The sequence below is a fragment of the Anaerococcus sp. genome, from assembly GCF_022770135.1.
Classification (GTDB): domain Bacteria; phylum Bacillota; class Clostridia; order Tissierellales; family Peptoniphilaceae; genus Anaerococcus.
Map to the genome: position 1 here is coordinate 15,814 of NZ_JALEIL010000023.1, position 18,347 is coordinate 34,160.

18 protein-coding genes are annotated in these 18,347 nt (G+C 36.1%); 14 read left to right on the forward strand and 4 right to left on the reverse strand.

Features of this window, described 5'->3' with window-relative positions; genetic code table 11:
* Nucleotides 1-58: 58 nt before the first annotated feature.
* From MRZ08_RS00965 to MRZ08_RS00975, 3 genes are read left to right on the forward strand one after another with little or no spacing between them, the layout of a single operon-like run.
* Entirely contained in the window at nucleotides 59-436 is a 378-nt protein-coding gene (locus MRZ08_RS00965; protein WP_297378210.1) for a GntR family transcriptional regulator, read from the forward strand.
* Nucleotides 429-1,295, forward strand: a complete 867-nt coding sequence (locus MRZ08_RS00970; RefSeq protein WP_297378213.1) for an ABC transporter ATP-binding protein — start codon at nucleotides 429-431, stop codon at nucleotides 1,293-1,295. The genes MRZ08_RS00965 and MRZ08_RS00970 overlap by 8 nt, the downstream gene beginning before the upstream one ends.
* Nucleotides 1,276-1,908 (forward strand): ABC-2 transporter permease, encoded by a 633-nt coding sequence (locus MRZ08_RS00975; RefSeq protein WP_297378216.1) that lies wholly within the window; start codon nucleotides 1,276-1,278, stop codon nucleotides 1,906-1,908. The genes MRZ08_RS00970 and MRZ08_RS00975 overlap by 20 nt, the downstream gene beginning before the upstream one ends.
* Nucleotides 1,909-1,978: 70 nt before the next feature.
* Here MRZ08_RS00975 and MRZ08_RS00980 read toward each other — a convergent pair whose 3' ends face one another.
* From MRZ08_RS00980 to MRZ08_RS00995, 4 genes are all read right to left on the reverse strand, one after another.
* Nucleotides 1,979-2,239, reverse strand: a complete 261-nt coding sequence (locus MRZ08_RS00980; RefSeq protein ID WP_015777160.1) for a hypothetical protein — start codon at nucleotides 2,237-2,239, stop codon at nucleotides 1,979-1,981.
* A 9-nt stretch (nucleotides 2,240-2,248) separates the two neighbouring features.
* Entirely contained in the window at nucleotides 2,249-3,352 is a 1,104-nt protein-coding gene (locus MRZ08_RS00985) for a toxic anion resistance protein (RefSeq protein ID WP_297378224.1), read from the reverse strand.
* 1 nt (nucleotide 3,353) lies between these two features.
* A complete protein-coding gene (locus MRZ08_RS00990; RefSeq protein ID WP_297378227.1) occupies nucleotides 3,354-4,490 on the reverse strand; it encodes a 5-bromo-4-chloroindolyl phosphate hydrolysis family protein in 1,137 nt (378 codons plus the stop codon).
* 91 nt (nucleotides 4,491-4,581) lie between these two features.
* Nucleotides 4,582-7,431: an insulinase family protein gene (locus tag MRZ08_RS00995; RefSeq protein ID WP_297378230.1), complete on the reverse strand. Its 2,850-nt coding sequence runs from the start codon at nucleotides 7,429-7,431 to the stop codon at nucleotides 4,582-4,584.
* Between the two features lie 85 nt (nucleotides 7,432-7,516).
* Here MRZ08_RS00995 and MRZ08_RS01000 point away from each other — a divergent pair, with 85 nt between their 5' ends.
* From MRZ08_RS01000 to MRZ08_RS01050, 11 genes are all read left to right on the forward strand, one after another.
* The gene (locus MRZ08_RS01000) at nucleotides 7,517-8,077 is read left to right on the forward strand and encodes a hypothetical protein (protein ID WP_297378232.1); all 561 of its coding nucleotides are present in this window, start codon (nucleotides 7,517-7,519) and stop codon (nucleotides 8,075-8,077) included.
* A 14-nt stretch (nucleotides 8,078-8,091) separates the two neighbouring features.
* Nucleotides 8,092-9,072 (forward strand): Gfo/Idh/MocA family oxidoreductase, encoded by a 981-nt coding sequence (locus MRZ08_RS01005; RefSeq protein WP_297378235.1) that lies wholly within the window; start codon nucleotides 8,092-8,094, stop codon nucleotides 9,070-9,072.
* 77 nt (nucleotides 9,073-9,149) lie between these two features.
* Nucleotides 9,150-10,139, forward strand: a complete 990-nt coding sequence (locus tag MRZ08_RS01010) for a PTS sugar transporter subunit IIB (protein ID WP_297378238.1) — start codon at nucleotides 9,150-9,152, stop codon at nucleotides 10,137-10,139.
* An 11-nt stretch (nucleotides 10,140-10,150) separates the two neighbouring features.
* Complete coding sequence (locus MRZ08_RS01015; protein ID WP_297378240.1) at nucleotides 10,151-10,966, forward strand: PTS mannose/fructose/sorbose transporter subunit IIC; 816 nt, start codon at nucleotides 10,151-10,153, stop codon at nucleotides 10,964-10,966.
* Nucleotides 10,967-10,978: 12 nt separating this feature from the next.
* On the forward strand, nucleotides 10,979-11,917 hold the full coding sequence (locus MRZ08_RS01020) for a PTS system mannose/fructose/sorbose family transporter subunit IID (RefSeq protein ID WP_297378243.1): 939 nt from the start codon (nucleotides 10,979-10,981) through the stop codon (nucleotides 11,915-11,917).
* Nucleotides 11,917-12,264, forward strand: coding sequence for a DUF956 family protein (locus MRZ08_RS01025; RefSeq protein ID WP_297378248.1), 348 nt, complete (start codon nucleotides 11,917-11,919; stop codon nucleotides 12,262-12,264). Before MRZ08_RS01020 ends, MRZ08_RS01025 begins: the two co-directional genes overlap by 1 nt.
* Nucleotides 12,265-12,422: 158 nt before the next feature.
* A complete protein-coding gene (gene fusA, locus MRZ08_RS01030) occupies nucleotides 12,423-14,471 on the forward strand; it encodes an elongation factor G (RefSeq protein ID WP_297378250.1) in 2,049 nt (682 codons plus the stop codon).
* A gap of 28 nt (nucleotides 14,472-14,499) precedes the next feature.
* Complete coding sequence (locus MRZ08_RS01035) at nucleotides 14,500-16,488, forward strand: alpha-amylase family glycosyl hydrolase (RefSeq protein ID WP_297378253.1); 1,989 nt, start codon at nucleotides 14,500-14,502, stop codon at nucleotides 16,486-16,488.
* Entirely contained in the window at nucleotides 16,485-17,006 is a 522-nt protein-coding gene (locus MRZ08_RS01040; RefSeq protein WP_297378256.1) for an SGNH/GDSL hydrolase family protein, read from the forward strand. The genes MRZ08_RS01035 and MRZ08_RS01040 overlap by 4 nt, the downstream gene beginning before the upstream one ends.
* Nucleotides 16,999-17,850 carry a mechanosensitive ion channel family protein gene (locus MRZ08_RS01045; RefSeq protein ID WP_297378258.1) on the forward strand — a complete coding sequence of 284 codons (852 nt, stop codon included), beginning with the start codon at nucleotides 16,999-17,001 and terminating at the stop codon, nucleotides 17,848-17,850. Before MRZ08_RS01040 ends, MRZ08_RS01045 begins: the two co-directional genes overlap by 8 nt.
* On the forward strand, nucleotides 17,837-18,064 hold the full coding sequence (locus MRZ08_RS01050) for a DUF951 domain-containing protein (RefSeq protein ID WP_105301243.1): 228 nt from the start codon (nucleotides 17,837-17,839) through the stop codon (nucleotides 18,062-18,064). Before MRZ08_RS01045 ends, MRZ08_RS01050 begins: the two co-directional genes overlap by 14 nt.
* Nucleotides 18,065-18,347: the final 283 nt, after the last annotated feature.

Here is an 18,347-nt window from a genome sequence, read left to right on the forward strand (position 1 = left end):
TTGTTGAGGATTGAAAAGTTTAACTGTTAATGTACAATATATACAGTAGGAGGAAGAAGTGAATATCAAGATTAAATACTCGAGTGATGATCCAATATATTTACAGATAAAAAAACAAATACAAGATGCGATTTTAAATGATGAAGTTGACAAGAATAAAGCCTTGCCTTCTATTAGGTTTCTTGCAAAAGAACTTAGAGTAAGTGTTGCTACTACTAAAAGAGCCTATGATGAGTTAATTAAGGATGGATTGATAGATTCAGTTCCTGGCAAGGGAAATTTCGTAAAGGATATTAATCCCCAGTTTATTAGAGAAAAATATACCTTACAAATCGAAGAAAAACTAAAAGAAGCTATCGATTTATCAAAGCTTATAGGTTTTAGCAGGGATGAACTTCATGATTTACTGGATCTAATGGAGGAAGAATATGAATGATATATTAAATCTTAGACAGGTCAAAAAACAATTCGATAACTTTCATCTTGGTCCCTTGGACCTTGATATAAAAAGGGGTTCCATTTTAGGTTTAATAGGTGAAAATGGAGCTGGCAAATCTACTAGTATTAGGATCATTCTATCTAATATTGAAGAAAAAGAAGGAGAAATCTACATCTTTAGGAAAAAGAAAAAGGATTTGACAGAAAATGAAAGAAAAAAGATAGCCTTTGTTTTTGATGATTTATATTTACCCCAAGATATGAATTTAAGGCAAGTGGAAAAGTTCCATAGTTTATTTTTTGGAAGCTTGTGGGAATCCAATATGTTTTGGAATTTAGTGGAAAAATTCGATTTACCAAGAGATAAACACCTAAAATTATTTTCTAGAGGGATGCAGATGAAAACATCTCTTATCCTAGCCCTAAGTCATAAGGCAGATTTACTTATTTTGGATGAAGCAACAAGTGGACTTGATCCTATAGCAAGAGACGATATACTAGACCTTCTTCTTGATTTTATTCAAGATGAGAATAAAAGTATACTTATTTCTTCTCATATATTATCTGATCTCGAAAAAATAGCTGACGATATTGCTTTTATCCATAAAGGAGAATTAATTTTTCTGGAAGAAAAAGAAGACTTAAAAGAAAAATATGGCATTGCAACTCTAAGTAAAGATGAATTTGAAAGCCTAGATAAGAAAGCTATTGTAGGAGTAAGAAAGCATTCTTTTGGAATAGAATGCCTTGTAGAAAAAAATTTGGTCCCAGAGGGACTTGATATGGATAAAGCTAGTATAGAAGATATTATGGTTTTTATGATAAAGGAGAAATACAATGAGAGCCTTGATATATAAAGATTTCTTAGGAGTAAAGAAGATATTAATTTTCTTATATTTACTGACAACAGTATTAGGAATATATTTCATAAAAATGGATAGATTTTCTATACTTCTCATGTACTTTGTAATAATTCCCATAAGACTTATAAGTGCTTTATTTGAAATAGACAATAACTACTTGGTAGATAGGTACTTAATAGCAAGTGGATTTTCAAGAAGAAAAATCGTCATATCAAGATATGTTTTTCTTTGGCTTATAACTTTAGTATCTCTTCTTATTAGTCTGGCATTAATATTTTTCTTGAAAGTGAAAATTGAAAACTTGGGCTTGGTCTTATTTATATCTATCTTAATAGTTGCATCTGAATTTATTTCCTTAATTGAAATACCTTTGATGTACAAATTAGGAGCAAACAGAACAAAGCAATTAACTTCTATTTCATATCTTTTGGGATTTGCTATATTTATACTAGTAGGAAAAAATAAAGAAAATCTGGGAAGATTTTTGCTTGGGAATCTATCTTTCAGCGAAAATACCTTAGCTTTTGCAATTGTTATTTTTATAATCTTATTAAATCTAGTGTCTTTACTTGTTTCTTTTAAGATTTTTGATAATAAAGAAGTTTAATTAACTTATAAAATATCGTAAAAAATGGTGATAAGCAGACATCTTACTTATCACCATTTTAAATGTTAATTTAGCCTTGAAGGCCTTCGGCTTGTCTTTGCATATTTTCTACTACTATGTCGTGGATTTCTCCAAGACTTGCTGCATATTCCAAGACTTCCCATGGTTTATTGGAGTGGAAGTGGATTTTTATTAAATCTTCATCTCCCACAGCTAGGAGGCTGTCTCCTTCTAAGTTTTCTGTAATATAGTCAAATATTTCGTCTTCGTCAAGGTTTTCGCCTGCTATTAACATTTGGCAGTCGAATTTAAATTCTAATTGTTCAGTCATTCTTTCTCCTTATTTATTAAGATTTCTTTTTAGTTCTTCTTCTAAGATTTTGATTTCGGCTTTGGCAAGCTCTCTATTCTTCTTACCCTCGATTTGGATATTTCTAACTTCTTCTATAGTTGAAATTAAAGCTTCGTTGGTATGCTTTATTGTATCTAGGTCGATTATACCACGTTCTGTGGCCTTGGCTGTCTCGATTGTGTTTTGTTTTAAGGTATCTGCGTTTTTCCTTAAGAGATCATTGGTTAGGTCTGTTACTCTCTTTTGGGTTTTTATAGCCTGGTCGGTGTGATTCATGCCTAGGGCTAATACCATTTGGTTCTTCCATAAAGGAATTGTGTTTACTATGGTTGTTTGAATTTTTTCTGCCATAATTGAGTTTGATGATTGGACCATTCTGATTTGTGGGGCCATTTGGATTGAGACCATTCTCGTAAGGTCCAAATCATGGAGCTTTTTCTCAAAGCGGTTGGCCTGAGCCTTTAGGTCGTTTACCTTCTGGGCATCCAGAGGGAGGTTAGATTCACGGGCCTTGGATTCAAGGGCAGGTATATCCTCGTTGTAAGTTGCCATCAGCTTTCTATTACCAGCCTCTATATACATGGAGATCTCCTTGTAATAGTCTTCATTTAGCTCATACATCTGATCGAGCATGGAGATGTCCTTCATCAAGGTTATTTGATGATTTTCTAGGATTTTACTTATGTCTCCTATGTTTTTTTCCGCCGATTGGTATTTGGACTTGAGGGCATCTATCTTGTTTACCTGTTTTTTGAAAAATCCCAAAGGACCTGAGGTCTCTTCCGCATCCATTGACTTAATGTCTACAACCAACTTATCTAGGAGAGTTCCGATTTCTCCAAGGTCCTTGTTTCTTACGGTATCCAGGGTCTTTTCTGAGAAGTTTGATATCTTCTTTTGGGCACCAGATCCGTATTGAAGGATGATATTTGTATCTTCTAGGTCGATTTTTTTGGAAAACTCATCGATCATCTTTTCTTCGTCAGGGGAAAATGTGATTTTGTTTTCTACTAGGTCAATTTCTTTTTCGCCGATTGTATCGAGCTTATCATCTTCTGATACCCCATCTAGTCTTAGTTCTATATCACTCATATTAACTCCAATCATCTTCTGCTAGTCCCTCTTGTTTGAGCAAGAGGTTAATTGTGTCGATTTCTGTCTTTACGTCCATAGCCCTATCGTCTAGGAGGTCGATTTTCATTTTATCGAAGGCTTCGGCTATGGTTTTGATTGATTCTTCGATTTCTCCCATAGATTTTACTATCCTAGAATCCCTAGAATTTACCATTTCAAATTCCTTGTAGGAAGTGGCAAGCTTAAGGCTTGTTGGCAAGTAATAGGTTGAGAACTTGCCAAGGCCTGTTGCCTTATCTGGATATTTTTCTATGATTTTTAGGATATCTGTAGAATTATCTATTAATTTTCCTAAAGACTCTTTGAAGCTAGGACTTTCTATCTCGTCTCTTTTCTCGCTTAACTTATCAAGAGATGTGATTGACTCGGCAATGATCTCTTGGGATCTTTCCTTATTTAGGTCCTCTACTGATAGGTTTTCTCCGTCTATTTCTACATCGTCAGTGAGGTTTTTCCTGTAAGAAGGTATCTGGTCGAGCTTTTCCTTGTAGAGCTTGAAGGTTGGAATATCTAGGATAAATATTTTCCCATCTTCTACAATTCTTGCTTGCTTGAAGTAATTTTTCCTCATCATATAAAGGAGGTCCTTGGTAGTTTCTTCCTCGCTTTGGGCAACTCCACTTGCTAGATCTCTTATAGAGATTACTGTATTATCTCCAAGCTCTCTTAGATATCTTACGTAGTTGTTGGATAGTCTTTTATATCTATTTCCTAACTTCCAAAGCGCATAGGGAACTGATATAGTAAGGACTAGGGATATAAGGGATGCAAATAGCATAGTAAATCCGCCACCATAATGTATTTCTGTGTAAGAACCTATGGTCATTGCTAAAAAGATAGGGGCTAAAATAACTGAAGCTATTTTAGCGAGAATACTTAATCCTGCCTGGGGTGGCTTTTGCTCACAGACTTTTGGATTTCTCGTTGCGGGTAGGTTTTTCTTACTAGAAGATGAGAAAGCTTTTATGGCTCCGTTGACTGAATTTTTGATCTTTACGCCAATTTCTGCGAAAGGAATGTCGTCGAAGTCGAAGCTTTCTATATCTTCTGCGTAGTCATAAAAAGATTTTTTGTGTTTTTTGTTTTTATCTGACATAATTCTTCCTTTTGTTTTCTTAATTACATCATACTACAAATCAAGATATTATAAAACAAATTTAAATATATTATAATATAAATTAATTATCTTAATCAGAAAGATCTATTATCTTATCGAAGGAGTCTTTTTTCTCAAGAATCTTTTCTCTATTTCCGAAAACAAGGATATTATTGTAGGCGAGGGCCTTATCCAAAACATCCGCCAAGGCACTTATATCAGATAATTTAGCTTCCTTGATCTCTCTTAGGATTTCCTCTTCATCTTTCGGATTTTCCTTTTTGTAATTAACAAAATCACTATCTGCCTTTTGGGAAGGGGACTTTGGTCTTAAGAACTTTCCCATGGTTGATATTTGCTGGTTTGCGAAGTCCTTTTCGTCCATATCGAGATTTTTTGCTATGTCAGAAATCTTATCATAGCTTGCTAGAGTTTTTTCTATATTAGGGTCCCTGTAGGAGTAAGTTGCAAAAAGTGCTGCCCTGTCTATAAGCATTCCTGCTCCATAGGCTCCTCCCTTGGCCCTGATTAACTCGTAGAGATAAGGATTTGATATTATTGAACTTGCAAGAGATAGGCTTCCCTTATAGGAAAGACCTAAATTCTTAAGGTCTGCTGATTTGGAAATGTAATTTACACTTGCATCAGATAAGATGGCTTCTTTTATTGGATTTTTCTTGAAAGTTATAGTTTTTTTATCAAAATTTTCCTCGAGGAAGGCAAATTCTTCTAATATCGTCTCCTTTAAGCTTTCAAAATCCTTCCTATATCCTGTTATATTTAAGGTCAAATCACAAGATAAAACTTTACTGTAGAGCTTCTCAAGATTACTTTTGAAAGATTCAAAGTCATCGCTTGCTTTTTTGATAGTATCTTTTATGAAAAGATAGTAGTCGATTCCAGAAAGTTTTTCCTTGATATAGGATAGCTTATCGATGTGAGAATTATTCCTATTTATGGCTATGAGATGGCCTGAATCATACATGCCTGATTCAAAGACTGACTTTCTCACCCTAAGAAGCTCAAGGATTCTTTTTTGGTCATCAAAGAGTGTATTTGTCAAAAAGTCCTTCACTATCTCGACAGCTTTTTGGATATTTTCCCTAGTAGTCTTAAAGCTTACTTTAAAGTTGTTTTCGATTTTGTTATCATTTATCCTAATGCTTGCTATAGTAAAGTTTAGCCCTGTTAGATATTGCCAGATCACATCATCTATATCTTTGTAGGAAATATTTTTCGTATCAATTGATCCTAAGAGTTCGCCAATTAATTGAAGATTTTGCATTTCTTCTAGACTTAGATGGTCTATATTAAAGTAAAGATCAGCATAGATCAGACCGCTTGTTTCAAGTTCATGGTAGACGAATTTGAATTTATCTTCATGGACTTCTCTAGGGATTTTCGGAAGAGTCGTAGGTACATCGCTGAGCTTAAGTCTTGGTATTGTCGCTTTTTCTTCTGGGGTATTTTCCCTATTTTGATAATCTTTAAGGGCTTTTAGGTCATCTTCGATTTTTTTAAGAGTGTCATGAGTCATTTCCTCGTTTAACTTTTCGATTTTTTCATTAAATTCCTTATCTTGCTTTTTCCTATAATCTTCATCGGCCCTTGCTATATGGACGAGCTTGGTCTTGTTATTAAGGAAGTACTTCTTAATAAATTCCTCATAATAACCAGTCCCAATTAGGCTTCTTAGTTCATCCAAAGTATCGACTAGCCTATATACAGAGAAAGGATCAGCATCAAGATTTGTCATGAGTATATAGGAAAGTCCTCGACTAGTGTCATTTAGGCTCTCTCTTTGGGCAAAATCAAAGATAGAGAAGGCAGACTTAAGACTTTCTATAGAAAGATTCTTGCTTGCTTCTTCTAAGCCCTTTTCTATTATTTCTATAAAGTCTCTGGCCTTACTTCCATCAGTCTTTTGGGCTTGGATTAGGACAGAAGACCTATTGCCATAGCCTGGTCTTGCGTAGAAATATTCTGGAGCAAGTTTGTCATTAATTTCATTTCTAATCTTTGATGAATCCATATTAAAGATGGTATTTACAAGGATAGAAAGTGTTAGGTAGTCTTTGCTATCAAGGGCAGAGCTTGCAAGAAAAGCATAGGAGAGATAGTCGGAGTCCTCCTCGATTTTGCTTGCTGGATAATTGCCTTCGATTATTTCAGGATAGTAATTTTCCTTAACTTCTATCTCTTTATCAAAGTCCTTGTAGTCGTACTTACTTAGATATTCTTCGTCCAAGCGAGTAAGAAGTGGGTCGATATCCATATTTCCGTAGAAATAAATTAGTGAATTCGATGGGTGGTAGTGGGTTTTATAAAAATCAACAAACTCATCGTAGGTCAAATCACCGATTTCTCTAGGATTTCCTCCAGATTCATACTCGTAAGGGCTATCCTTGTACAAAAGCGAATTTATATCGTTATAGATTAGGCTTTCAGGATCAGACAAGGCTCCCTTCATCTCGTTATAGACAACGCCGGATATGCCGGTGATCTTTCCATCTTCCATTTCATAGTGCCAGCCTTCTTGATCTAGAATTTCCTTTTTCTCTATGGCTAGGGGATTAAAGACTGCGTCCAAATACACATCGACTAGGTTAGAGAAGTCCTTGTCGTTTTCGCTTGATACAGGATAGACAGTCTTGTCAGGATAGGTCATGGCATTTAGGAAAGTTTGAAGGCTTGATGAAGCCATATCCATAAAGGGATCCTTGGTCCTATATTTCTTTGATCCATTAAGGACAGAGTGTTCCATAATATGAGCCTTGCCCTTAGAATCAGTCGGTGGGGTCTTAAAGCTTATGGCAAAAGTCTTGTTTTCGTCATTAGTTTTTACATATATAACATTGGCCTTAGTCTTTTCATGTTCATAGAGAAAAACAGTCAGGCCTAAGTTTTCAAATTTTTCTTTTTTTAATAAATTGTAAGTCATAATTCCTCCGTTTTTTTAACTATACTTCAATAAAAATTTATCGATAACGGGTAAAGTTCTTATAGAGACTAATTAAGGAGGGAAGATGAAAAAAATTAAAACCAAAGAGTTAACCCTTATGGCCATATCAGTAGCCCTGATGGTTATTTTAGGTACTATCTTGTACTTTGTAGGCAGGGCCCTGCCCATACCAGGAGGAAGACTTTTGGCCATGGCACCAGCTTATAGCTTTATTTTTACAGCCCTAATCCTTAGGACAAAGAGAATGGGAATTATTTCCCTAGTTTCCTTTATATTTGGATTTTTCGTACTCAAATTTACAATTTTTGGAGTAATAGCAATTTGGGCTAGTGCATTTTTAGCAGACATCCTAAGCTTTATTCTTATAAGATCTTATAAGTCCTATAGGGATATCTACCTAACAGTGCCTTTAAATAGCTTTTTTCAAATATGGACTTCCTATTTTGTGGTCATAAATTTTGTGCCAGATTCAAAATTTACCCAACAAGCCTTTTGGCCAACCCTGGGAGTTTCTATTTTGATTTATATAATAAGCCTTATATCTTCAAAGTACTTTATAAAGCTTATGGAAAAAAGGTCCCTATTGGGGAAAGACTTTAAAGATTCAGAGTTGAAAATAAATTAAGAAATGAGGCAATGATGAAATTAGGAATACTAGGATCTGGTAAGATTGTAAAAGAAATTTTGCCAGTTTTGGAACAAGTGGAAAATATAGAGCTGGTGGCCATAGCAGCCCGCAATGAGGGAAAGTTAGAAGAATTAGTAGAAGAATTTAATATAGGAAAATACTATATAGGTATAGACGATCTTTTGGCTGATCCTGATATAGACACAGTCTATGTAGCTCTTCCAAACTATCTCCACTATGAAGCTATGGATAAAGCCATAGCTAAGGGCAAGGATATTATATGCGAGAAGCCTTTTTGCGGAAACTTAAGAGAGAGTGAGGATATTTTTGACAGGGCCTTTGCCAAAGACCTAATAGTTCTTGAGGCAGCAAGCCATAGATTTATTCCCAATGCCCTAGCTGTTAGGGATGAGCTTAAGAAGCTAGGAGAGATAAAAATAGTCTCATTTAACTATTCCCAATATTCTTCTAGATACGATAAGTTCAAAGAAGGAGAGATTACTCCGGTTTTTGATAGGTCGATGAATGGAGGAGCCCTTATGGATATCAATTTCTATAATGTAGATTACCTATCTATGCTTTTTGAAAGGCCAAAGGCTGTCAAGTATTTTCCTAATATGGAAAAGGGGATCGATACATCAGGCATTCTTTACCTAGACTACGGGAACTTTAAGGCTGTTGCTATAGGCAGCAAGGACTCTGATGCAAGTCTTGTTAATACAATTCAAACAGACAGGGGAAGTATTGAAATAACTGATTCTATCAATTCATTTTCATCCTTTAGGATTAAAGAATCAGGAAAGGATGTTTTCAGGGAAGTAAATGTAAATGAGCCTTGTCATAGGATGGTCTATGAATTTAGAGAATTTCTAGAAATTATTAGCCAAAGGGACATGGAAAAAGCAAGAGAGCTTTCTAAGATAAGCCTTGATACTTCTTGGATTCTCACAGAAGCTAGGAAGTTTTCTGCTATAGATTTCCCAAATGATTAAATTATTTATAGATTCCTTAGCAAAGTGTTATAATATAGATATAGTACGTATGTATTATTAGAAAGAAAGGAGTTCATATGGTAGGAATAATACTCGCAAGCCACGGCGGTTTTGCCGATGGTATCAAAGAATCCGCTCAAATGATTTTTGGCGAGCAAGAAAAATTCGAATCAGTATGCCTACTACCTTCAATGGGACCCGATGATTTTAGAGCAAATCTCGAAAAAGCCATTGAAAAGCTAGATACTGAAGAGATTCTTTTCTTGGTTGATCTTTGGGGCGGTACACCATTTAACCAAAGCTCAAATTTATTTGAGGGAAATGAGGATAAATGGGCAATTGTTGCTGGCATGAACCTTCCTATGGTCATAGAAGCTTTAAGCGAGAGGTTTACTGCAGAGAAATCTCACGACATAGCTAAGGCTATAGTAGGATCTGCCAAAGAAGGAGTTAAGATTAAGCCAGAAGAGCTTAATCCAGTAGAGGAAGCAAAGGCAGAAGTCAAGGAAGATAATATCCCTAAGGGATCTATCCCAGAAGGAACAGTTCTTGGAGATGGCAAGATTGACATTGGACTTGCAAGAATAGACACAAGACTTCTCCACGGACAAGTCGCTACAAGCTGGACCAAGTCTATAAATCCTGACAGAATTATAGTTGTAAGTGATAGCGTAAGCAAAGATGAACTAAGAAAGAACATGGTAATGGAAGCAGCCCCTCCAGGAGTTAAGGCTCACGTAATTCCTATATGGAAAATGAAGGAGATAATGGATGATCCACGTTTTGGAGCAACCCGTGCCTTATTATTGTTTGAAAAACCACAAGACGTCCTAGAATTTTTAGAACTAGGCGGAAAGCTAGATAAGGTAAACTTAGGATCAATGGCTTACAAACAAGGAGATATCAACCTTACAAATGCTGTTTCTATGAATGCTGATGATGTTAAATGCTTCGATAAAATCCTAGAATATGGAATAAAGATCGATGTCAGAAAAGTTCCAGCAGACAAGAGTGAAAATTTTGACAACTTGATGAAAAAAGCTAAAAGAGAACTAAATATTAATTAATAGGAGAAATTATGAATATACTTAATGTTATTTTAATCGTCCTTGTAGCTTTTCTTGCAGGATGTGAAGGAATCTTAGACCAATTCCAATTTCACCAACCACTTGTTGCTTGTACCCTAATTGGGCTTGTAACAGGTCACCTAAAAGAAGGCATAATCTTGGGCGGTTCTTTACAATTAATAGCCCTCGGTTGGGCAAACGTAGGTGCAGCAGTTGCCCCAGATGCAGCGCTCGCATCAGTAGCTAGTGCTATTATAATGGTTCTTGCCCTAGAAGGAGGAAGCGAGAATGTAACTAGTGCGATTAATACTGCTATAACCTTAGCAATCCCACTTTCTGTAGCAGGACTATTCCTTACAATGATAGCAAGAACTCTTGCTATACCAATGGTTCACGGAATGGATGCTGCAGCAGAAAACGCTGACTTTAGAAAGATTGAAGTTCTTTCATGGATGGGTGTATGCATGCAAGGGCTTAGAATTGCAATACCAGCCCTAGTGCTTTGCTTTATCCCTCCAAAGGTTGTAACAGATGCACTAAATGCTATGCCAGAATGGCTAACAGGAGGAATGGCAGTTGGTGGTGGAATGGTAGCTGCTGTAGGTTATGCCATGGTTATCAACATGATGAGTACCAAAGAAACATGGCCATTCTTTGCCCTAGGTTTTGTTTTCGCTGCAATCGATCAAATCACCCTAATCGGTCTTGGTGTAATAGGTGTTGTACTTGCAATTTTATATATGACACTAAAAAATCTTGCAACAAGTAACCAAGGAGGGGGACAAGGATCAGGCGATCCTCTAGGCGATATCATAAACGATTATTAAAAAGGAGCAATTATGACTGAAAATATAAAAAATAATGAAGAAAGAATTGTCCTAAATCAATCTGTTCGTAGAAAGGTCTGCAACCGTCACCAATTCCTCCAAGGAACATGGAACTACGAGAGAATGCAAAATGGTGGTTGGGCCTTTTCAATGATTCCTGCCATCAAGGCTTTGTATAAGGACAAAGAAGATCAAAAATTAGCGCTAAAAAGACACCTTGAGTTCTACAACACCCACCCTTATGTATCAAGTCCAGTAATGGGAGTAACCCTTGCTATGGAAGAAGAAAGAGCAAATGGAACTCCAATCGATGATGCTGCCATAAACGGTGTGAAGGTTGGTATGATGGGACCTCTTGCAGGTGTAGGAGATCCAGTATTCTGGTTTACCCTAAGACCAATCTTAGGAGCTCTTGGAGCATCCCTAGCCCTTTCAGGAAACCCACTAGGTCCAATAATATTCTTTGTATTTTGGAATCTAATCAGATATATATTCGAGTGGAAGACTCAAGAGATGGGATATAGGGCAGGTAATGAAATAACAAAGGACCTTTCTGGAGGACTTTTAGGTAGAGTTACCCTTATGGCATCAATCCTCGGTATGTTTATAGTAGGAGCTCTTGTACAAAGATGGGTATCAATCAACTTCACAGTAAATGTATCAGAAATCACCCAACAACCTGGTTCATATATAGACTGGGCATCTCTTCCAGCAGGAGCTGAAGGAATAAAAGAAGCCCTAACCCAGTACCACAACATAGGTGCCACAGCCCTAGACCCAGTAAAGGTAACAACCCTACAAGATAATTTGGATAGCTTAATCCCAGGTCTTGTGCCACTCCTACTAACCCTAGGAATCTGTAAACTTCTAAAGAAAGATGTATCTCCAATTGCTATAATAGTTGCCCTATTCGTAATAGGAATCATCGCTAGATTCTTTGGAATTATGTAATGGTTCAATCGCAAAATACCAAAGTAGATTTAACTATCCCTGCTACCAACCTAAATGGCCTTACTTCCCAAGGTAAGGTCATGGTTGGCGATAGGGCTTTTGAATATTACAATGACAGGAACAAGGCCGATTTTATCCAAATACCTCGGAAGGAAATTAGGCTTGTGACTGCAGCTGTTATCTTTAAGAAGAAAATCACGAGATTTGCCATTCACACCAAAAGCAACGGAGATTTTATTTTCTCTACTAGAGATAACAAGAAAACCCTAAGAGCTATAAATAAATATATAGCAGACGATAAACTAAGGAAGTCCTTGACTGTACTAGATTATCTAAAAAGAAAATAATCTTTTAAGCCCCTGATTTGGGGCTTTTTTCGTTGACTTTGTGAAAACATTTTCTAATTAGTGGATAAATTTTTCGTTTTGCTATATAATTATAGTATAAATTTAAAAAAGAACATTTTATTATACAAGAGAATAAATGTTTTCACAAAGGAGTAAATATGAAAAATTATGACACATCAAAAATCAGAAATTTAGCTTTAGTCGGTCACTCCAAAGCAGGGAAGACCTCTTTGACAGAATCACTATTATTTAAAACTGGTGTGATCGATAAAAAAGGAAAGGTTGAAGAAGGATCAACTGTTTCAGATTATGAAACACAAGAGAAAAAGAGAAATATTTCCCTTCAAACTTCAATTATTCCAATCGAATATGATGATTTTAAGATTAATTTTATAGATTCTCCTGGATTTTTTGATTTTGAAGGTGAAGTTTTGCAGGCTCTAAGAGCAGCGGAATCTGCACTTTTTGTTATAGATGGAGAAAATGGTATAGAAGTAGGAACAGAAAAATACTGGAAATACACCCAAGAGATCAACCTACCTTCTATAATTTTTGTAAATAAACTAGACAAAGAAAACGCCAACTTCAACAAGGTAGTTTCAGATCTTCACATAGAATTTGGCAAGAAGATTATTCCTCTAACCTTAATGCTAGGTGAAGGAGAAGACTTCGAAGGAATAATCGATGTAATCGAGAAAAAAGCCTACACTTATGAAAATGACGAGAAAAAGGAAGTAGAAATTCCTGAAATAAGAATGGCAGAGGTTGAAGAAGTATACAACCAAGTTATAGAAGCTGTTGCAGAATCAGATGATAGCCTCATGGAGAAATTCTTTGAGGGAGAAGAATTCTCAGAAGAAGAATTCATGAAGGGTCTATCCAAAGCAATACTCGAAGGAGATGTAGTTCCTCTTATAGCTGGCTCTAGCGAAAAACAAATCGGTCTAACCTCCCTCCTAGATTGTATAGTAAAATACATGCCAGCAATTGACGATGAAGCAGCAAACATTGGCTACAGGGTAAAAGAAGGCTATGAAGCTTTCGAAGCAAAGGCAGATGCACCTTTCTCTGCTGTAGTATTTAAGACAATAGCAGACCCATTTGTAGGTAAGATCTCTATCTTTAAGGTCTTATCAGGAACTATAAACAAGGACGATAAGATATATAATGTAAGTAAGGATGTCGAAGAGAAAGTAGCGAATCTCTTTGTCCTTAGAGGTAAGGAACAAATTAAGGTAGATAAGCTAGTAGCAGGGGATATAGGAGCCTTCTCTAAGGTAGATTCTGCATCAACTGGAGACAGCTTAGCTACAAAGGAAAACAAAATAGAATATAAGAGAATCAAATATCCACAACCAGTTTTATTCTTCGCTATCAAGGCCCTAAGCAAAAATGATGAGGACAAGATTTCAGAAGCCTTACAAAAACTTGCCGAAGAAGATCCAACCTTCAAGGAAGAAAGAAATCAAGAGACAAGCCAATCTATCCTATCTGGACTTGGTAATGTTCAACTAGAAGTGTTGATGGATAAACTAAAAGATAATTACTCAGTAAACACAGAAGTTGTAGAATACAAGATCCCTTATAGGGAAACTATCAAGTCCAAATCAGACGTTCAAGGAAAACACAAGAAACAATCCGGTGGTGCTGGCCAATACGGAGACGTGTTTATAAGATTTGAACCAGTAGAGGAAGACTTCGTATTTGACGAAGAAGTATTCGGTGGAGCAGTTCCTAAAAACTACTTCCCAGCAGTAGAAAAAGGACTAGTAGAATCTTTAGCAGAAGGACCACTAGGTGGCTATAAAGTTACTGGAATCAAGGCGACCTTATATGATGGATCCTACCACCCAGTAGATTCAAACGAACAAGCCTTTAAAACTGCTGCAAAAATTGCCTTCAAAAAGGGTATAGAAGAAGCAGACCCTATCTTACTAGAACCTGTGATGAAACTTGAAATCAATGTTCCAGATGCTAACATGGGTGATGTAATGGGCGATATGAATAAGAGACGTGGAAGAATCCTCGGTATGGAGCCACAAGCAGACGGAAGTCAAGTAATACTTGCAGAAGCTCCACTAGCTGAAGTTCTAACCTATGCAATTGACCTAAGAAGTCAAACATCAGCACGTGGTTCATTCTCAATGGAATTTGTAAGATACGAAGAAGTACCAAAAGAAATAACAGCAAAAGTATTAGAAAAATAATTATAGAAAAGAAAGTAAGGAGTATGCTATGGCAAAGTGGGAAATATTGAATATAGATCCTTGGCTTAAAGATTACGAAAACGACATTAATTTGAGGATGGAATCTTACGAAAGGCAAAAAGAAAAACTTCTAGGAGATGGAAAAAAACTCACGGAATTTGCCAATGCGCATAACTACTACGGCTTTCACAAGACAAAAACGGGCTGGATATACAGGGAGTGGGCTCCTAATGCAGACGGGCTCTACCTTATAGGTGACTTTAACGGATGGGACAGACATTCCCATCCTCTCACAAAAATAAATGACGAAGATTGGGAGATAGAGATAAAAGGAATAAGGACTCTCCCTCACAAATCAAGAATCAAGGTCTTGGTAGATGCGAATGGGGCCATAAGAGATAGGATTCCTTTGTATGCTACAAGGGTTGAGAGAAACGACGAGTTAGACTATGCGGCCCTTATCCAAAATCCTAGGAAGAAATTCAAATGGGAAGATGAAGAATTCAAAATCCAAAAAGACGATCTTTTGATATATGAAGCTCATATAGGAATGGCTGGAGAAGACGGTAAAGTTTCTTCCTATAAGGAATTTGAGAAAAATGTCCTTCCGAGAATAAAAAAGGATGGGTATAACACAATCCAACTTATGGCCATAGCAGAGCACCCTTATTACGGATCTTTTGGCTATCAAGTATCAAACTTCTTTGCACCAAGCTCTTGGTATGGAGAAAATGATGAATTAAAATCACTGATAAATGCTTGCCACAAGGAAGGAATCAATGTGATTATGGACTTGGTTCACTCACATTCTGTAAAGAACACAGCTGAAGGCATCAATGAATTTGATGGAACAATCTACCAGTTCTTCCACGATGGAGAAGAAGGAAACCACCCTGATTGGGACTCTAAGTTATTCGACTACAAAAAACCTGGAGTCTGCCATTTTCTTCTATCAAATATAAAGTATTGGCTAGAAGAATACCACTTTGATGGATTTAGGTTTGATGGAGTAACTTCTATGATTTACAAAGACCACGGAAGAGGAGAAGCCTTCGACTCATATGCTAAATACTTCTCCATGAATACAGATATAGAAGCCCTAAACTACTTGCAGCTTGCCAACGAACTTATAAGAGAAATCAAAAAGGACGCCATAACAATAGCGGAAGATATGAGCGGTATGCCAGGAATGTGTCTTCCGATAGAATATGGTGGAATTGGCTTTGACTATAGACTTGCTATGGGCATGCCAGATTTTTGGGAGAAGTCCCTAGAAAAACGAGATGAAGATTGGGATCTATCCAAGATGTGGTATGAACTATCAACTCACAGGCCAGAGGAGAAGAGAGTTTCCTATGTGGAAAGCCACGACCAGGCCCTAGTAGGATCAAAAACTACAATATTTAGGCTAGCTGACCAAGAAATGTATTGGAATATGAGAAAAGACGACCACAATATGATTATCGATAGGGCAATCGCTCTTCACAAGATGATAAGATGGATTACGATATCCATGGGAGCTGATGCCTACCTTAACTTTATGGGTAACGAATTCGGCCATCCTGAATGGATTGACTTTCCGCGAGAAGGAAATGGCTATTCCTACCATTATGCAAGACGTCAATGGTCCTTGGCTGATTCCAAAGATTTAAAATATCAATTCCTAAATAATTTCGACAATGCAATGATAGAATTTTCTAAGGAAAATGATCAACTAGCGGGCGAAACATACAGATTGTGGATAGATAATGATAGAAAAATCATATCCTTTAGAAACAAGGATATAGTATATATCTTTAACTTCCACCCAGAAAACTCCTATGAATCCTTCCAATTACCAATCCACGATATAGGAGAATTTAAAGTCCTTATGGATACAGACGAAGGAAGATTTGGAGGGTTTGATAGGATAAGTCACGAATTCACCTACCAAACAGAAAAGCTTTCTGGAACAGACTATGACGGTATCAAGATCTACATCCCATCAAGGACAGGTCTTGCCTTAAAGAAGATATGACAAAGATAATATGCTTAGGCGATTCATTCACACAGGGATATCTTGTAGAAGATAAAAACTACACCCGCTTTCTCGAGAAGGCGGGCTTTCTCGTTAAAAACCTAGGTGTTAATGGATCGACAACGGAGGAAATGCTAGAAAGATACAGAAGATTTAAGGCGGAAGAAAGAGAAGATATATTAGTGGTGTTTGGTGGGACGAACGACTTTTTGAATGGAATATCTGCTCAGTTTGCCTATAAAAATCTAAAAAGTATACTAGATATGTCGAATGTTTCAAAAAAAATTCTGATAATCCCTAGTTATGTTGAAGAGGAAAGCATATTTCCTGTCTATAGGATGACTAACGACAAAATAGACTTACTCTATGAGATTTTCAAAGAAGACTTATCTAATAGGAAGGATTTTTATATTATAGATGCAAGGAAGATCCAAGGAAGATTTATTGACGGCATACATTTAGCTAGTGATTTTCATGAAAAATTAATGGAAGAAATATTAAGGATAATAAATGATTGATCAAATAGAAGATACACAAGTTGTAAGAGATTTGATGAAAAACAAGATAATATTTACTCTTGTAGCCATAGCCATAATCCTTATTGTTAGCAAACTAATATTAAATATCCTAAAAAGATTGATTAATAAATTGCTAGAAGGAAAAGCTGTGCAAAAATCATCTCTTAACCAGAACAAGGTAAACACAATCTCTAGTGCTATATATTCTGTTATAAGAGTAGTGGTAATTTTTATCGCAATAACCTTGATACTAGATGTATTTGGAATAAATACCTCAACCCTAATAGCTACAGCAGGAGTTGGAGGTGTTGCGCTAGCTCTAGGAACTCAAACTATAATTGAAGATTTCATAAAAGGAATCCTCATCATAGTAGATGATAAAATAAGAGTTGGAGAATGGATAAAGGTAGCAGGTATAGAAGGAGAAGTTGAAGACTTAGACTTTAGAGTAACAAAGGTAAGAGATTTTAACGGTTCACTTCATATAATACCAAACTCACAAATAACAAGCGTCCAAAACTTCAACAGAGGAGAAATGATTGCTGATACGACATTTTCAGTATCCTATGACACACCTCTAGATGAAATAAAAGACATGGTCGGTGATATCAGTATGAAGCTAGCAAACAAAGAAGAAAATAAAGGCCTGTTTATAGAGAAATTTAAGATTTTTGAAATCAATTCACTAGAAGCCTTCTCTTATAAGGTTAGAATTACTGCAACAGTAAAAGATGGTGAGCAGTGGCAAATAGGAAGACAGGCCCGAGAGATGATAAAATATGAAATGGAAAAAAGAAAAATAAAAAGCGCCCTAGTGGAGTATGAAGAAAATGAAGAAATATAAAGTAGACGATATAGTAAGCCTAAAGAAAGGTCATCCGTGCGGAGAAAACTTATGGCAAATCCAAAGAATGGGAGCAGACATAAAACTAAAATGTCTAGGATGTGATAAAAATATATGGATGAAAAGATTAGACTTCGACAAAAAAATAAGAAAAATAAAAGATAAAGATGGAAAGATGGTAGCTATAGTTAACTACAATCCTGATGAAGAATAAGTAAAAATCGCCGTTTAAAAGAAATCGGCGATTTTTTTAATAAAAAATTTGACAAAAGGAAAATAAGCGTGTATCATATTAATTGTCATTCGGGAGATGGCAAGCGAGAAAAGCTGAATTAAATAAAAAAATTCAAAAAAAACTTGACAAAAGAAAATGACCGTGGTACTATATAAGAGTCAACGCGGTAAGCGAATGACATGAACCTTAAAAAATTAATATCAACGATCTATATAACTTTTAGTTATATAAGATATAAACGAAAACAACTAAAACCTTTAGT

What these genes read in the sequence shown, in the direction of transcription:
- MRZ08_RS00970 (WP_297378213.1), top strand. Translation starts at nt 429, where the DNA reads ATGAATGATATATTAAATCTTAGACAGGTCAAAAAACAATTCGATAAC.
- MRZ08_RS00975 (WP_297378216.1), top strand. Translation starts at nt 1,276, where the DNA reads ATGAGAGCCTTGATATATAAAGATTTCTTAGGAGTAAAGAAGATATTA.
- MRZ08_RS00980 (WP_015777160.1), bottom strand. Translation starts at nt 2,239, where the DNA reads ATGACTGAACAATTAGAATTTAAATTCGACTGCCAAATGTTAATAGCA.
- MRZ08_RS00985 (WP_297378224.1), bottom strand. Translation starts at nt 3,352, where the DNA reads ATGAGTGATATAGAACTAAGACTAGATGGGGTATCAGAAGATGATAAG.
- MRZ08_RS00990 (WP_297378227.1), bottom strand. Translation starts at nt 4,490, where the DNA reads ATGTCAGATAAAAACAAAAAACACAAAAAATCTTTTTATGACTACGCA.
- MRZ08_RS00995 (WP_297378230.1), bottom strand. Translation starts at nt 7,431, where the DNA reads ATGACTTACAATTTATTAAAAAAAGAAAAATTTGAAAACTTAGGCCTG.
- MRZ08_RS01000 (WP_297378232.1), top strand. Translation starts at nt 7,517, where the DNA reads ATGAAAAAAATTAAAACCAAAGAGTTAACCCTTATGGCCATATCAGTA.
- MRZ08_RS01005 (WP_297378235.1), top strand. Translation starts at nt 8,092, where the DNA reads ATGAAATTAGGAATACTAGGATCTGGTAAGATTGTAAAAGAAATTTTG.
- MRZ08_RS01010 (WP_297378238.1), top strand. Translation starts at nt 9,150, where the DNA reads ATGGTAGGAATAATACTCGCAAGCCACGGCGGTTTTGCCGATGGTATC.
- MRZ08_RS01015 (WP_297378240.1), top strand. Translation starts at nt 10,151, where the DNA reads ATGAATATACTTAATGTTATTTTAATCGTCCTTGTAGCTTTTCTTGCA.
- MRZ08_RS01020 (WP_297378243.1), top strand. Translation starts at nt 10,979, where the DNA reads ATGACTGAAAATATAAAAAATAATGAAGAAAGAATTGTCCTAAATCAA.
- MRZ08_RS01025 (WP_297378248.1), top strand. Translation starts at nt 11,917, where the DNA reads ATGGTTCAATCGCAAAATACCAAAGTAGATTTAACTATCCCTGCTACC.
- fusA (WP_297378250.1), top strand. Translation starts at nt 12,423, where the DNA reads ATGAAAAATTATGACACATCAAAAATCAGAAATTTAGCTTTAGTCGGT.
- MRZ08_RS01035 (WP_297378253.1), top strand. Translation starts at nt 14,500, where the DNA reads ATGGCAAAGTGGGAAATATTGAATATAGATCCTTGGCTTAAAGATTAC.
- MRZ08_RS01040 (WP_297378256.1), top strand. Translation starts at nt 16,485, where the DNA reads ATGACAAAGATAATATGCTTAGGCGATTCATTCACACAGGGATATCTT.
- MRZ08_RS01045 (WP_297378258.1), top strand. Translation starts at nt 16,999, where the DNA reads ATGATTGATCAAATAGAAGATACACAAGTTGTAAGAGATTTGATGAAA.
- MRZ08_RS01050 (WP_105301243.1), top strand. Translation starts at nt 17,837, where the DNA reads ATGAAGAAATATAAAGTAGACGATATAGTAAGCCTAAAGAAAGGTCAT.